The sequence below is a fragment of the Idiomarina sp. MD25a genome, from assembly GCF_001870515.1.
GTDB lineage: Bacteria > Pseudomonadota > Gammaproteobacteria > Enterobacterales > Alteromonadaceae > Idiomarina.
This window is the reverse complement of sequence record NZ_MDGT01000007.1, coordinates 43,174-58,479: the sequence shown is the minus strand read 5'-3', so window position 1 is coordinate 58,479 and position 15,306 is coordinate 43,174. Positions and strand designations below refer to the sequence as shown.

The window sequence follows — 15,306 nt, the reverse complement described above, 5'->3', positions numbered from 1 at the left end:
GCGTGAGGGCACGCCCTTTATCGCCACCATGGGGATGTTTATTTTTACTTACTTAGGTCTGCTGGCGAGTAAGTGGCCTTATGTTGTGCCGCCTAACTACACGTTAAGCCAAGCAGCATCTGCTCACGAGTCACAGCTATTCCTGCTGTTAGGTTTGCTGTTCGTAATCCCCATTGTGCTTGTTTACACCGCTTGGACTTACTGGGTATTTCGCGGCAAGGTAAAAGCCGATCAGGGTTATCATTAATTATCGAGGCTACATAAGTTGGTCACGGGATATGAGTGAAGAGGAGAAAGGATATTGGAAAGTAAGAATTTTTGGAACGACCGGTATTCTGATGAAAGATATTTGTATGGGAAACAACCTAATGATTTCCTCAAATATATTTTGCCGCCTAAGAACGATGTTCTTAAACCCGACAGTCAGGTTTTATGTCTAGCTGAAGGTGAAGGGCGTAATGCAGTATATCTGGCTGAGTGTGGACTTAGAGTAACGGCGATCGATATCTCATCGGTAGCATTAGCCAAAGGAAAAAAACTGGCTGACGAGCGAGGTGTTTCGGTCGACTGGAAACTTGCGGATTTATCTGAGTACGACTTCGGTGAAAAGCAATGGGATGCCATTGTTGCGATCTTTATGCATTTATCTCCTGATATGCGGAAGTCAGTACTAAATAAAATACCGTCTGCACTTACGAACGAAGGTATATTTATTGGCGAGTTTTATCGTAAAGAACAACTTCAGTTAAAAACAGGAGGCCCTCAAGACGAGGCATTGATGTATAGTGAACAACAACTCAAAGAAGATTTAAATCCACTTGAATTTATCCATTTAGTATCAGTCAAGCGAGAAGTGGTTGAAGGAACAGGGCATACGGGTGAGGCAGCTGTGGTACAAGTTGTTGCTAAAAAGGTGGCTTCTTAGTAAGCCACCTTTACTTCACTTGTCATGGCTTCTCTTTAAAGTCGCAAACATCTCGTTTCGTATTATTCGTCTCAGAAGGCTTTGAGTGTTTAGGTGACGCTAACCACTCCCTTCCTTTTAACATCGCTTCCCAGTATAGCCAAGGTAATAGTTTTTCTTTTAAGAACCAAGCTGCACTCGTAGCTCGTTTGCCATTAATAAGCCATGATGGAAATGCCGGCTGCAAAACGCCTCCGTAACCAAACTCTGCCAATACGATTTTTCCTCTTTCAACCGTTAATGGGCAGGAGCCGTAACCTTCGTAAACAGCGCAAAGTGGCTCCTCATTTAATGTTGATACGATATTCTCTGCAACGACAGGCGCTTGTTTGCGAACTGCAGCTGCAGTTTTTGCATTAGGCGTATTCGCAACGTCACCGAGTGCATAAACATTGCTGTAAGTTTTATGCTGTAAACTCTCTGAATTTACATCAACCCACCCTGAATCGTCAGATAGGGGGCTATCAGCAATAATTTTAGGTGCACATTGAGGGGGACATACGTGTAACAAATCAAAAGAACGAGTCACTTCTCGCTCGGTTCCATTTGCGTCGACAACTAAGAATTGCGCGGTTTTTGCCTCACCGTTGACTGACTTGAGGGTGTTTTTAAAATTAAGTTTAATTCCGTACTTTTCAACATAGTTCATCAACGCTGGAACATAGTCGGAAACTCCAAATAACGCGGCACCTGCGGTGCAAAACTCAACGTTAATATCACTTAGCTTCCCTTGACGCTGCCATTCGTCACAAGACAAATACATAGCTTTTTGAGGAGCACCAGCACATTTAATCGGCATAGGTGGTTGAGTGAATATTGCAGTTCCTTTGCCAAGCGACTGAACTAGTTGCCATGTATAAGGCGCTAAATCGTATCGATAATTAGATGTGACACCGTTTTTTCCCAAGGTTTCAGATAAACCAGGAATAGCTTCCCAATTTAGGCTTAAACCTGTTGCGATAACCAAAACGTCGTATGATAGCTCTTCATCGTTATCGAGTAATAGCCGATTATGCTCTGGCTTAAATGTTACGGCATTATTTTGGTACCATTTGGCGCGAGCAGGCACGACAGATGCCATTGAACGTTCAGTTTGCTTTGGCTTGAATACACCGCCGCCTACAAGCGTCCAGCCGGGTTGATAAAAGTGAGATGTAGCCGAGTCAACTATTGCAATATCTAAATTCGATTGGCGTTTTAATAAGCTCGCTGTTACTGCTAAACCCGCAGCTCCACCACCAACAACAACCACTTTATGATGTATTGTTCGACGACTAGTAGACTTTTTAACTGGCTCTGCGTTTGCAGATCGCGCCAGCAGGCGCGGCGCTAGACTCGATAGGTCATAGCCTGCTGCAGATGCTGTCGCTAATAGTTCCGATGTTGGTTGATGTTCGGATTCTGCAAGCGCCCAAAGTGAACTTGAGCGTGTTCCCGTTCGACAATACGCAAGCGTTGGTCCGTCGCAGTCTTGTATTATTTTTGCAAATTGACTGATTTGCTGATCAGATATTTCACCAGGCACAACGGGTAAGTAATAAAAAGCCATGCCATGGGCTTCTGCTGCATTTTCAATTTGCTGCGCATTGGCTTGATCCTCGCTCTCATTATCTGGGCGATTACATATGATTGTTTTGAAATTATCAGACGCTAATGCACTGACGTCGTCAACGGTGATTTGTGGTGAAACACTTAGGTTACTGCTGAGCTTCCGAATGTTCATAAGTTATTCTCATATTAAAATAAATTGAGCGGGATCTTCAGGTAACTTTGACCGTTATCTTCTGGCTTTGGAAATTGGCCCGCTCGCATATTAATTTGTACTGACGGAAGTATCAGACGCGGCATGCTTAACGTTTTGTCTCGTTCAGACCGCATTGTCACAAATTCATCCTCGGTCTTACCTCCACCGACATGGATGTTATGTTTCTTCTCGTCGGCAACCGTTGTCTCAAATGCGTACTCGTCTCGATTAGGCGCTTTGTAATCGTGGCACATAAATAGCCGAGTTTCGTCCGGTAGCGCGAACACTTTTTGAATGGAGCGATAAAGTGTGCGTGCATCACCACCCGGGAAATCACAGCGTGCTGTGCCATAATCTGGCATAAATAAGGTATCGCCGACAAAAGCAGCGTCTCCTATTACATAAGTTAAGCATGCTGGTGTGTGTCCGGGGGTATGGAGCACTTTAGCTTGCATTTTCCCAATATCAAATACATCACCATCAGCAAATAGATGATCAAACTGGCTACCGTCGCGCTCAAACTCCGAGCCTTCATTAAATGCTTTACCAAATGTATCTTGGACGGTTTTGATGTGTTCTCCTATGCCCATCGGGGCACCCGTATGTTCTTTTAAGTATGGCGCTGCGGAAAGGTGATCAGCATGAACATGTGTCTCTAAAATGAAGTCGACAGTAAGGTCTTTACTTTTTATAAACTCGAGTATCTGATCTGCTGAATCTGTGTCGGTATGACCAGCGGCATAGTCAAAGTCTAATACCGAATCAATAATTACACAGTGCGAAGAGTTAGGATCCTGAACCACATAACTATATGTATTGGTTGGCTCATCGAAAAAAGATGTAACCTTAGGTGAGATTGTGGACATCGTATACCTCTCAAAACAAATATATCAAAAAGAAATAACCTTATAACCATAAGGTAGTTTTTACTATCATATTTTACAAATACTAATCAGCTATAGATAAGAGTTCTATTAGAACTTAATCATTGATTCATAAATTCGATTAACCCCATCGTCTTACTATTGTGCCTAAACACTTGCCTTAAAAACATATTGTTATATGCTTATAACTAAATTATCACACCGAATTTAAAGGAGTCATTTATGACAAGTATCATTCGTAAAAGTCCTTCCACAGGTAAAGGGTCTCCCGATGTATGGGGCATCTATGAAGCTGATACCGGCTCAGTGCAATACATTGTGGCAGATCCAACGACTGGAAAGGCTGCTTTGATCGATATTGTTCAGAACTTTGATCCGAAGAGCGCTAAAACAAGCTTTGCGAGTGCGGATGAGGTTTTGGCGCTAGTCGAGCAAAATCAACTGACTGTGGAGTGGGTTTTAGATACTCACCCTCATGCGGATCATCTAATGGCGTCTCACTACTTAAAAGAGAAGGTAGGAGCACCTAATGCCATTGGTAAAAAGACATGTGAGATCGCGAAGCTCTGGTCCGAATACTACAACTTACCGAGTGCATTCAATCCAGCAAAAGATTTCGATTATTTATTTGACGAAGGCGATAGTTTCAATATTGGTGAATTAAACGTCAAAGTTTGGTTGTCTCCAGGGCACACTCTGGGGTCTATTACTTACGTGATTGGTGATAGTGCATTTGTGCACGATACATTCATGTTCCCGGACAGTGGTACCTCACGAGCTGACTTTCCTGGCGGCTCATCTCACGATTTGTGGAACTCGTTACAGCGTATTCTTGAACTTCCCGACACTACACGTCTTTTTGTGGGGCACGATTATGGCAAAGACGGTCGAGAACCACAGTGGGAGGCAACAGTAGCTCAACATAAACAGAGCAATATTCATTTAGCGGATAATGTCACTGAAAATGAGTTCCGCAACACTCGCGACACTCGTGACGCAACTTTGTCGTTGCCAGATAGAATGCTGCACGCACTCCAAGTGAATTTGCGAGCAGGCAAACTGCCACTCAAAGAAGATGATGGTCATCATTACTTCAAGATCCCGGCAAACAAATTTTAATCACGCCATTGAGTCTGATGGCTTTTCTGTAACCATAGCAAAGAAGGTAATTACCATGAGTTTACGTATAGGCAATATTGCACCCAACTTTAAAATTGAAACTACGCAAGGGACGATCGATTTTCACGATTGGGCTAAAGGATCATGGACGTTCTTTTTCAGTCACCCAGCTGACTATACGCCCGTATGTACCACCGAGATGGGACGTACGGCTCAATTAGCGCCAGAATTTGAAAAGCGTAATGTCAAACCGCTCGGACTATCAACTGACACGGTTGAAGAGCACCTAGGTTGGATTAAAGACGTTAATGAAACACAGAATACTGTTCTTGAGTTTCCAATTGTTGCAGATAAGGACAAGAAAGTCGCTGAACTGTACGACATGATCCATCCAGATGAAGATGACACAGCAGCGGTTCGCTCTGTATTTATTATCGATCCAAGTATGAAAATTCGCTTGACGATGACATACCCAATGGCGGTCGGGCGAAACTTCGCCGAGATTCTACGAGTCATTGATGCGTTACAAACGACTGATAAACAAGAAGTTGCTTGCCCTGCAGACTGGCAAGTGGGTCATCCTGTGATCATTCGTCCTAGCGTTTCTGATGATGACGCGAAGAATAAATTCCCACAAGGATGGAAAACATTGCGCCCATACTTACGGTTAACCAATTTAAAATAGTTGAATAGCAAAATAGCCGTGCGTTGAGTGCGGCTATTTCCTTTTTTTGAATTTAATATATTATAGTTATAACCATATTCAATCGAGGAATATAGAGGTTCATATGCTGTTTGCGATTATCGGTGCGTTAATTATCGGTGCGTCTCTGGGGCTATTCGGCTCGGGCGGCTCGATCCTAACCGTACCGGTTTTAATGTATCTTGTTGATATGCCCGCCGATTTGGCCATCGCTTCTTCGCTGCTGATTGTTGCAGGCATCAGTCTTGTTGGTTCTCTTTCCTATATTCGTCGACAGTCCGTGAGTTGGAAACATTTTTGGGTGTTTGGTATCCCGGGAATGATTGGCACATACGGTGGTGCTTGGCTTGGAACGTTAGTCGACAGCCGTTGGCAACTACTGGTGTTTTCATTACTGATGATCGTCGCTGCAGTATTTATGTGGCGCAGTAAACCCGTGGAACAAGGCAATACCAAAACACTTAATTATGCCAAAGTGATGCTTGAGGGCTTAACCGTTGGCATTATTACCGGTTTTGTGGGAGTGGGCGGTGGATTCTTAATCGTTCCCGCGTTGGTGCTACTTGCTGGCCTATCAATGCCCGTGGCTATTGGCACCAGTCTACTTATCATCGTTATTAAGTCAGCGGTTGGTTTCTTCAAATACTATGCGGTGATGTCGAGCCAAGACGTCGCATTTGATTGGCTTGTTATTGGCATCATGATAGCCGGTGGCGTTTTGGGATCCGTGTTCGGCGCTAAAATCGGGCGCTCGATTCCTAAGGATAAACTTCAAAAAGGCTTTGCGGCATTCTTAGTGGGCATGGGGCTGTTTGTTATTCTCAAATCAGTGATTTAATGTGTCTGATTAAACAGCCCTCACAACACGGATGCGGTTATTGCTTCGTTAGTGAAAGCAGTAACAAACCACTGACAATCATCCCTGCGGCAACTAATCGCATTGGGGTGACAGCCTCTGATAAGAACACGATGCCAACAATAAACGCGCCAATAGCGCCAATGCCCGTCCAAATAACGTAGGCTGTACCGAGGGGAATTGAGCGCATTGCTATAGCGAGCAACCAGAAGCTCGCGATCATTGCGACAATCGTAATGATGGATGGCGTTAGTCGCGTAAACCCCGCTGACTGTTTCATTGAGAATGCCCACACGATCTCAAGAAAACCCGCCAAAATGAGATAGATCCAAGACATACAAAGCTCGTCGAATTTACCAGGTCGTCCCGGTCATTGATTCCCACAACGGGGGAGGTCGTCCTCCAAACAGACGCCAGTATAAAGGGTTTTATTGTTACTTTGTGTTAACTTTTGTTAACACCGTGATATGATTTATGTTTCCAGTAGCTAATTTAGTCAATTTACAAGGACATAAAAATGAAAAAGTTGGCATTTGGCCTCTTTTTAAGTATGTCCACGATACGATTTATGTAAACTTCCGAGAGATTCCACTCGTATCCGTTAAAGTCGGTTGTATTTACAAACTGCACAACGACGGTATCTATGTCTGGGTGATACTCGGCTAAGCTCTGATAGCCGGGTATTAAGCCACCGTGCTCGAACTCATAGATCGACGAGTAGATGGCTTGTTCACCCTGTGCAAATGCAGAGCCATCGTTAAGTGCTCGAATGAATCGCCCAACATCGCTGATACTGGCGATCATCGAACCGTAATTGTTCCCTTTAATGTCGGATTGCACCCCTACATAGTAGCCGCCCATGAGATGATTCATATCAACTTCAGTAACAGAGAAATAGGTTTGGTCTAAACTTAGCGGTTGTAAGATCCGCTCTTTGATAAAATCCTGATAAGAATAGCCAAGGGTTTTGTTAATAATTTCAGTCAGCAGAAGGTAATTGGTATTGCAGTAGGCATAGTCGGTACCCGGCTCAAAATCCGCCGGTTTGTCTAGGATTAATGACAGTTTCTCTTGCAGAGTAGCGGGTGGGTCAGTCCAATAGCCAGGCGTGTCCGTGAAATTTGGAAGCCCACTTCGATGCTGCACAAGCATTTCTAAAGTAATTTCATCAGCATACTTGATGGGATGGGTTAGGGTCGGTAGTAGCTCGTCTAATGTGTTATCTAACGACAGGCGACCATCATTAATTAGTTTAGTGGTTGCTAAGGCGATATAAAGTTTACTAATGCTTGCAATTTTAAATAGTGCGTCAGGTCGAGCGGGTGATTTTTTGTCGCGATCATGCCAACCCGAGGTGTAAATTTCAGCGTGTTGGTCACCTTGTTGTACATATACAAGCATGCCATCAAAGTGCGAGTTGGTTGCTTCGTCAATTTGCTGCTGCACGTTGTCCGGTAATGGTGCTAGCCACGTGGTTACGATAGACCAGGGGACAAAAAAAAGTGACACAGCTGTGCCTATTAATAGCAACGCCCGAATTAACCAAGTTAGGTTTTTATTCATTGAGTTCTCATTATGAAGCTTTAAAAACCGATATTTTGATTCCTCAAGCGGATACTGTACTCTTTTTTAGTGTTTGATAGCTAGAAAATAAATCGGGCGGGTTGAATGAGTACGGAATTTTATAAGAAATATGCCATCGTTTTGATTGCAATCGTCGCTACAGTTTTTCTTGTGCTGTACGTTCACGTTATACAGATATGGGGCATGGACAACCGTGAATTGAGACAGGTCTATTTAGGATTGGCATTAACCGAGCTACTTCTTTATATCGGTTGGTCAATAATCACGGCGTACGCGGCGGTGTTTTATAGTCTAAAGAATAATGTAGAAGCTCGTTGGAAAAAAGTCGGTCTATTATGTTTATGCGCTTCTGCGCCTTGGATTGTCGGATACTTGATTAATCTAGCTTGATAAGGCTATGGTCGAAAAAGGGGCATAGAAGCCCCTTAAAAGCCAAACTACAAACCGAACTCTTGCTTAGCAATTTGCTCGATTTGCCCGTACTGAATAAAACCTGGCACCCACTGCTCACCAATCATAATCGTTGGCGTACCGCGAAACCCAAGCGCCTGAAACGCCCTAAGGTTTTTCTGCATGACCTGTTTGCTCTCGTCAGTGTTTCGTAGCCACTCTTCGGTACCTGTGCGTTCGGCAATAGTTGTCAGAGAATCGGCTGTATGCATATCCGACTTACTCATCAACAATTGATGTACATCATAGTAGTTGTCTGCAGCATTAGCCCAAACATTTAATCCAAACTCCGTTGCATTGGTATCAATGCCGTTCACCTTCTGCTGACGTAATGGCACGATGACGTTAATGACATTAATAGAGGGATACTCCTCGATTATGCGTTCAAGGCTAGGCTCCAAGCGCTTACAATAAGGACAGTTATAATCCGTAAAAATGACGATTGAATGCTCTGCATCAACATCGCCTAACGTAGGGTGCACCGAGGTATCAAAAAGCCAGTCTTGATATTCTTGGTAGGTCGCTTCTTGCGCCTTTTGTTCCTCTAAAAAGTTTTCCAATCCCTGACGCATATTGCCAATAAGTTGCGGGTTATCGCGCAGCATGGTTTCGATTTTAGCAAGATCGGCTTCTTGCGTTTCAGTCAGTGACTGGGCACTTATCGCATGGCTAATCAGTGCAGCGCTGACACACAGTGTGAATCGTTTAATCATGGTTAATTCCTTATTTTTTAAAGTTAATTTTGTAACTTGCTGAACCATAAGCGCGCTAGGATGCCCGGTGGCGAAGTGAAGCCACTGGTGGCGCTGGTCACTTTATGGTTATTAATAATTAAAATGGTGGGGGTTACGCCCATATTAAATCGCCGCGATATCTGACCACGATCATCATTAATTGTTGTGAAGTCGAGTTGGTTACTTTCTAAATAGGCGGAAACCTTTTTGTCGTGACCCGATCTCAATGCGACAGAAATAACGGTGTAGTCGTCACTTAACCAGTCCACAGTCGGCGAGACCGTTGGACAGACGGGACACCAGGTCGCCCAGAAATACAGCACTACGGGGGTTGCTTCACTCATCTTAGCAAGCGATAGCGGCTCGCCAGCCAGGCTTGTGAGTGTTAATTCGCTTGGCACCGTAGTGGGTACGTCATTGTTACGATACAAGTCGACGCCGAAGGCGATCGCGCCGGCGACAACGAGGTAACCCAGTAATTTAATAAACCTCAGACCCCATTTATTCATTTCTGGCTTCCTTGATGGCTTGCATGACGGCATCGCTGGTAAGGATGATGGGTAACTCAATCCCCTCGGGAGCACCCGGTCCGTATACTCGGTTGTATGGCACGCCGTATTGTCCATAGGCGCGAAGATAGTCAGTGATATAATCATTTCGCACGGTCCAATCACCGCGCATACGAATCAGGTCAGGTGCTGCGAGCGCACTGTATACCGGCTCTTGCTCAAGTACACCAAGCTTATTGGCTTTACAGGTAATACACCAATCTGCTGTGACATCCACAAATACCACTTTTCCTTGTGTAACTGCCTGATGAATCGTCTTAAACGATAGCGTTTGCCAAGGGCGTTCACTGGTTTGCTCTGCTGAAGTTGATTCGCTGGATGCCTTTGACCAATGCGGTGTTAACAATGTGAATAGCCAGACGCTTGTGGCGAGTAACAAGGCGCCAAATATCGGCTTCACCCATTTCAGCCACGGCCCGGGTTTGGGCAACAACTTACGAGTTTGTGGAAATGCCGCGATGGACAACCAAGGCAGTGCCATACCAATACCGAGCCCGAAGAATATCAGCAGTAGTAAATACATTGGCGCGCCCAGAGCGAACGCCACCGCTGTGCCTAAAAAGGGGGCGGTACAAGGCGTTGCTAATACGGTAGCAAAGACGCCTTGACTGAAGTGACCTAATAAGGAACTACGCTGCGATTTTAGCGCCCATTGATTGAGCCATTGCGGGAGGCGGATCTGATAAAGCCCGAACAGATTTATAGCAAAAGCTAACGTAATGACTGCAAGCGTGGTGATAAACCAAGGGTTTTGAAACTGCATTCCCCAGCTGATGCGCACGCCACTCAGTTTTAACAGGCCGAGTAGAGCGCCAATAACGACAAAGGTGCTGATGACACCCATGGCTGTGGCGAGAAACTGATACCGAACCTGTCGTGCTGATGCGTTGCTGTTAGCGATCAGAGATTGAACCTTTATTCCGAGGACTGGTAAGACGCAGGGCATAATATTGAGAATTAAACCGCCCAGCAGAGCGGCGAATAGTGCCCCCCAAATAGTCATAGAGTCGAGGGCCTCATTAGTCGTAGTGCTAGTACTCCGATCGAGTTGTGTTGCATAAGCCGCACTGAACGGATCGTCATTTACGGTGATGCTGACTTGTCGATTGACGAGTTCTGGTAGCTCGAGCCAATGAGATGCTTTAAAGCTTGCGGTTAAACGCTTCCCATCAACGCTCACCTTCTGTTGGACGAGTTTAAAAACCACTTCATTAAGTTGTTTATCGTCACTGTGCACAAACACCTGTGGCGAATCCCAGCCCGATGTGCGCGATAACACAAAACTCAGTTGTTGGTCATCGGCGTTATAGTCAGCATGCGTCACCTCTGCGCTGCCGATTGGCTGCGGTATTTGGCTCATTGCTTGTGCAAACGCAAAGCTCTGTTCGCTGTCTGGCGTGAGTTGGTTAACATCAATATTCAGTTGCAGCGGAAAATCTGTTAGCACACAGATATTCGTGCAGCTCGATAACGTGAATACAGCATCCAACTGAGCCCTTTCAGTCGCTTCAGATACAACGATTTCGAGGGGAAAAGTGACTTGGTGTTTATAGCCGGCTGTGCGAATGGATTGTACGTAATACTCGCTCGGTGTTGGCCAATGCCAATCGATGCGCTCAATACCTTGAGACGAAGCCAGATCGATACGCGGTGGAATACCGCCTTCACCCGGTGCCCGCCAGTACGTTTTCCATTCATCTTTAAGTTGCACCGTTAACAGTGCCGGTAATGTCCGTGTTTCGGGATTAAATTCGCCTGTCACGGCAAGTTTGACTTGAACCGCGTCGTGATCGGAACTCGTCAACCAACCCGTGGAAGGTGACCCCTGCGCCCAGCTTAAAGATGACATCAAAAGGCTTAGACATACGCTAAACCAGCGTAGGTAGCCTACAAATTTTGCGGTTTTCATTGATACTCCTAAAATAGCTAAAAAATACGTTTTCGAGGCAAACGTAAGAAGCTATTCCAGAAATAAGCAGAAGAGGGTGTGGCACCTTCGCTTAGGTTTTGCGAATCGCTGCGCATAGTTAGGTGCTGGCGTATCGCTTTTGGAAAAGACTACAAAGCCAATAAACGCAACAAATAATGCCAGTACGCTGATATCTAATTGACTGACTTTGAGCAAGTGTGACGCGTGCTCACACTGTTTATGGCTCGCTTGAGGCGTCTTATTACTCGAATCAAGCGATGCTGTGACTGGACTATGTTGGTCACTCAGCTGACAGGTGGTAACTAGACTGAAACGGTTACCCCAACACAACACAAAAACCACCGTGAGTGCGACACACACCGCAATGAAAGAGGGCTTTTGTGGTTTCGAAAATGGGGGCATGGCACCGCTGACTATTCAGTTTTATTAAGTGTATTGTGCCAGAACTTAAGCGATGTTCAATAGGTAGCGCGCTAAGCACGCTACCTACTACGAACTCGTTAGTCCCAATCAGGCGAGAAATCGGGATCGATGAGACGATCGTCTTTGTCAATATCCGCGATTGCCTTCATGTCATCTTGGTCGAGCTTTAAGCTTTGCGCATCAAAATTCGACTTAAGGTGGTCCACCTTGGTGGTTGACGGAATCGCGACATAGTCATTCGCCAATTGCCATGCAATAGCGACTTGTGCCGGCGAGACACTGTGTTTCTCAGCAATATCTTGCATCACTGAGTTATCCATCACGGCGCCTTTTGCCAACGGTAAATAAGCCGTTACTTTAACACCCATTTGTTTACAGGCATCGGTTATCGCATGGTTTTGAAAGAATGGATGCACCTCGATCTGGTTGGTGAGGATTTCATCTTTCCCCACGTGCGCAACCGCACGATTTAACAAATCGATGGTGAAATTGGACACACCCAGGTGCTTAATTAACCCATCTTGCTGGGCTTTCTGCAGCGCGTCTAGGGTCTCCTCAACAGGCACTTCGTCATTCGGCGAGGGCCAATGAATCAGCGCAAGATCGATGGTGTCGCGTTGTAGTTTATCGCGGCTCACTTGCAGCGAATCAAGCACATCTTGATAAGCGAGCTTTTCGTACCATACTTTGGTCGTGACAAACACGTCCTTATTGGTGTGTTGAGCAAGTGCTTTACCGACATCGGCTTCATTATCGTAAAATTGCGCGGTATCGATGTGCTCATAACCCATATCGATGGCAGCACTAACGAGGTCGGTGAGTTCCTGTCCTTCTAATCTAAAGGTGCCCATGCCAAACTGGGGAATCATAATCGCCTCCTTTGTTAAGCTATTCATATAGGTAGTACCCAATAAATCGAATAAAAGTCCAATCCATCGTTGGGTCTTTCGATATCCGCGTTGGAATAATGGGAGTACTGTACTGTAACTCTTGCTTTACTATCGGCGCTGTATTGCCAAGATAATCCCACGCGATCTTCAAATTGAAACTGTGTTGATAAACGGCGGTCACCAATACGGGTTTTATCAAAATAACTACCGCCGATGCCAGCCTCTAAATACAGTGGCGTGGCGCTTTCGGTCAATTGCCATTGAAACACAGGTGACACGGTCAGTGCGGTGATATTGTCGGACGTGTCGTTTGAGTCCTGCCAATGGTTGAGACCCATCTCGAGACTTACTTGCGGACTGCCTGCCCAATCTAAAAAGCTGAATTGTGTACTCTCAGTGCGGTAGCCGACTCGTGCACCGCGCAATTGGTCGGTGGAATACGAAGCTGATACGTGCCACTCATCGGCTTTTACAGGTAATAAAAAGGTTGCGGCAGCCAATGCGACAGCCGCGGTTTTGATACTTTTCATACTACTTCCTCTCACATACAGGTAATGATACATACGTGACTGTATGTTAAAGGATCAGAAAAAATTAAGCTTTTCTTAATGTTAGATTGACACGTGTTTGTAGGGTGAGCGGGTGAGTGCCCTCGACGAGTTTATCAATACCATGATAATTAAGTCGGCTAGGGCCGCCCCAAACTAATACATCACCGTGATTAAGCGGCAGACGCTGTTTCATACCGGTGCGTGACTGACCAGCCCAAATAAAACGCGCGGGCAGACCAAATGAATATGATACCACTGGGTGAGTTAAGTCGGACTCATCGCGATCTTGGTGTAGTCCCATTTTAGCACCCGGTTTGTAGACGTTTATTAAGCAGGCATTAGGCAAAAACTCTGGATAACCTGCTTGTTCAGCGACTTGTGTTGCGTCATTAAGCAAAATCGACGGAATGTTAGGCCAAGGTTTATCTGACTTGGGGTCGGTTGCTTGATAGCGGTAGCTTTTGCTATCCGAAACCCACCCAAAATCACCGCAGTTACTGCTCAGCACTGACATAGGCTTATTACCGGGTGTCATGAAATGACGAAGCGGCGCTTGACGCACACACTCGCGTATCGCCGCCAGTATGTCTGTAGCTTGCTCCGATGCATAATTGGGAAAGAGCCATGCCCCGGGCGCAAATTCAACAGGGTCAGACGAGTCTAATAGTGACATTAAAGAGCCCCATACAGTATCAGACCTGCAACCAACCAAACGCTGGCAATAATACACAGACCGTTCATCAAATGATCACGCCACGAGCTACTGCTACCGTGGTCATGATCATGGTGTTGATGATGTTCGTGATGCTTATGTTGCTTTTTCTGCCGCTGAGTCAAATAGATTAATCCCGCGCTCACAGCTAGAAAGATCAGGTTAAGAATGAAGCCGTAGTCGACCGAGAAGAAAGCACGTTCGGTGATTTTTTGTTGTTGGGAATGATCGGGCAAGGCGTCAAAAGCGAACAAGCCATAATGCAGCGTTAAGGCGGTTAATACCAAACAGACGAATAACATCAGGGCAATGTATAAGGCCATTTTCCAACCGTAGTACTTAGCATTGATACGCAGCACTGGCAGTACGATTAGATCGGAGAATATAAATGCCATGACGCCCGCAAAGGCGACTCCCTCACCGTATAGCACTGCGGCGAGCGGAATGTTACCCATTGAACCAATAAAGGTGAAGAATGCAGCTAAAGGTCCCACAATGGTCTGCTGTAGCACCTCCAAAAACGATGCGTCGGCGACACTGGCGCCAGAACCTTGGAATAACCAGTTAAAAAACTCACTGGGTACAAAGGCAGAGATGATGCCAGCAGCGGTGAAGCCAAGAAGCACATCTTGCCACACCATCTGCCATTCCATTTGGTATTTTTTTGCGACTTGTTGCCATGTTTCGCGTGTTAGCAAGGCGCTCCATGGCTTCGTTGAGTTGTCCTCATCTTCAGCGTTTTCGTTTTTGCGAGCCGATTTAATCAACCCCGTAGGTGATGTCAGCTTAATATACAGCCACGCAAAAGCGATAAGTAACACGCCTCCAATATATTCACCTGCGACAAACTGCCAACTCAAGAAGATCGCAATCACAAACCCGAGTTCGATAACGAGGTTCGTAGACGCAAGTAAAAATGCCATGGAGGCGGGGAAGGAGGCACCTTTATTAAATAAAGCGCGCGTTGTTGAAAGCGCAGCGAAACTGCAAGAGCTCGAAATGAATCCAAAAAAAGTGCCGAGTGTCATAGATTTAGCTGAGTCGTCACCCATCAGGCTTTTCATATGTCCTCGACTGACCATGACCTGAATAAGACTACTTATGAGATATCCGAGCGCGAACGCCCACAACGCCATCCAAAAGAAGCCAACACTGGTGTGTGCTGCAGTTGCCCACTCGTGTAAAAAATTCAT

Annotated in this window: 17 protein-coding genes; 6 read left to right on the top strand and 11 right to left on the bottom strand. The window is 45.5% G+C overall.

Features of this window, described 5'->3' with window-relative positions:
• Together BFR57_RS12670 and BFR57_RS12665 are read left to right on the top strand one after the other, a co-directional pair.
• On the top strand, nucleotides 1-247 hold a 247-nt coding region (locus BFR57_RS12670), incomplete at its 5' end, for a cytochrome d ubiquinol oxidase subunit II (RefSeq protein WP_171903971.1).
• Between the two features lie 54 nt (nucleotides 248-301).
• Nucleotides 302-925, top strand: a complete 624-nt coding sequence (locus BFR57_RS12665; RefSeq protein WP_083405149.1) for a cyclopropane-fatty-acyl-phospholipid synthase family protein — start codon at nucleotides 302-304, stop codon at nucleotides 923-925.
• 22 nt (nucleotides 926-947) lie between these two features.
• Here BFR57_RS12665 and BFR57_RS12660 read toward each other — a convergent pair whose 3' ends face one another.
• Together BFR57_RS12660 and BFR57_RS12655 are read right to left on the bottom strand one after the other, a co-directional pair.
• Nucleotides 948-2,687, bottom strand: coding sequence for a bifunctional protein tyrosine phosphatase family protein/NAD(P)/FAD-dependent oxidoreductase (locus BFR57_RS12660; protein ID WP_071464342.1), 1,740 nt, complete (start codon nucleotides 2,685-2,687; stop codon nucleotides 948-950).
• Nucleotides 2,688-2,701: 14 nt separating this feature from the next.
• Complete coding sequence (locus BFR57_RS12655; protein WP_071464341.1) at nucleotides 2,702-3,574, bottom strand: MBL fold metallo-hydrolase; 873 nt, start codon at nucleotides 3,572-3,574, stop codon at nucleotides 2,702-2,704.
• A gap of 240 nt (nucleotides 3,575-3,814) precedes the next feature.
• Here BFR57_RS12655 and BFR57_RS12650 point away from each other — a divergent pair, with 240 nt between their 5' ends.
• The 3 genes from BFR57_RS12650 (at nucleotide 3,815) to BFR57_RS12640 (ending at nucleotide 6,252) form a co-directional block, all read left to right on the top strand.
• A complete protein-coding gene (locus BFR57_RS12650; RefSeq protein ID WP_071464340.1) occupies nucleotides 3,815-4,711 on the top strand; it encodes an MBL fold metallo-hydrolase in 897 nt (298 codons plus the stop codon).
• A 55-nt stretch (nucleotides 4,712-4,766) separates the two neighbouring features.
• Nucleotides 4,767-5,396 carry a peroxiredoxin gene (locus tag BFR57_RS12645; protein WP_071464339.1) on the top strand — a complete coding sequence of 210 codons (630 nt, stop codon included), beginning with the start codon at nucleotides 4,767-4,769 and terminating at the stop codon, nucleotides 5,394-5,396.
• Nucleotides 5,397-5,499: 103 nt separating this feature from the next.
• Entirely contained in the window at nucleotides 5,500-6,252 is a 753-nt protein-coding gene (locus tag BFR57_RS12640; RefSeq protein WP_071464338.1) for a sulfite exporter TauE/SafE family protein, read from the top strand.
• Between the two features lie 37 nt (nucleotides 6,253-6,289).
• Here the strand turns inward: BFR57_RS12640 and BFR57_RS12635 are convergent, their stop codons facing one another.
• Complete coding sequence (locus tag BFR57_RS12635) at nucleotides 6,290-6,607, bottom strand: multidrug efflux SMR transporter (protein WP_071464337.1); 318 nt, start codon at nucleotides 6,605-6,607, stop codon at nucleotides 6,290-6,292.
• Between the two features lie 164 nt (nucleotides 6,608-6,771).
• The gene (locus BFR57_RS12630; RefSeq protein ID WP_071464336.1) at nucleotides 6,772-7,833 is read right to left on the bottom strand and encodes a serine hydrolase; all 1,062 of its coding nucleotides are present in this window, start codon (nucleotides 7,831-7,833) and stop codon (nucleotides 6,772-6,774) included.
• Between the two features lie 105 nt (nucleotides 7,834-7,938).
• On the opposite strand from BFR57_RS12630, the gene BFR57_RS12625 reads away from it, so the two are divergent.
• Entirely contained in the window at nucleotides 7,939-8,244 is a 306-nt protein-coding gene (locus BFR57_RS12625; protein ID WP_071464335.1) for a hypothetical protein, read from the top strand.
• Nucleotides 8,245-8,291: 47 nt separating this feature from the next.
• Here BFR57_RS12625 and BFR57_RS12620 read toward each other — a convergent pair whose 3' ends face one another.
• From BFR57_RS12620 to BFR57_RS12585, 7 genes are all read right to left on the bottom strand, one after another.
• Nucleotides 8,292-9,017 (bottom strand): thioredoxin domain-containing protein, encoded by a 726-nt coding sequence (locus tag BFR57_RS12620; protein ID WP_071464334.1) that lies wholly within the window; start codon nucleotides 9,015-9,017, stop codon nucleotides 8,292-8,294.
• Between the two features lie 23 nt (nucleotides 9,018-9,040).
• Nucleotides 9,041-9,547, bottom strand: coding sequence for a protein disulfide oxidoreductase (locus BFR57_RS12615; protein ID WP_071464333.1), 507 nt, complete (start codon nucleotides 9,545-9,547; stop codon nucleotides 9,041-9,043).
• Nucleotides 9,540-11,516: a protein-disulfide reductase DsbD domain-containing protein gene (locus BFR57_RS12610; protein WP_071464332.1), complete on the bottom strand. Its 1,977-nt coding sequence runs from the start codon at nucleotides 11,514-11,516 to the stop codon at nucleotides 9,540-9,542. The genes BFR57_RS12615 and BFR57_RS12610 overlap by 8 nt, the downstream gene beginning before the upstream one ends.
• A 521-nt stretch (nucleotides 11,517-12,037) precedes the next feature.
• A complete protein-coding gene (gene dkgB, locus BFR57_RS12600) occupies nucleotides 12,038-12,829 on the bottom strand; it encodes a 2,5-didehydrogluconate reductase DkgB (protein ID WP_071464330.1) in 792 nt (263 codons plus the stop codon).
• 23 nt (nucleotides 12,830-12,852) lie between these two features.
• The gene (locus BFR57_RS12595; protein ID WP_071464329.1) at nucleotides 12,853-13,380 is read right to left on the bottom strand and encodes an acyloxyacyl hydrolase; all 528 of its coding nucleotides are present in this window, start codon (nucleotides 13,378-13,380) and stop codon (nucleotides 12,853-12,855) included.
• A 64-nt stretch (nucleotides 13,381-13,444) separates the two neighbouring features.
• Nucleotides 13,445-14,074, bottom strand: a complete 630-nt coding sequence (gene alkB / locus BFR57_RS12590; RefSeq protein WP_071464328.1) for a DNA oxidative demethylase AlkB — start codon at nucleotides 14,072-14,074, stop codon at nucleotides 13,445-13,447.
• A complete protein-coding gene (locus BFR57_RS12585) occupies nucleotides 14,074-15,306 on the bottom strand; it encodes a permease (protein ID WP_071464327.1) in 1,233 nt (410 codons plus the stop codon). The genes alkB and BFR57_RS12585 overlap by 1 nt, the downstream gene beginning before the upstream one ends.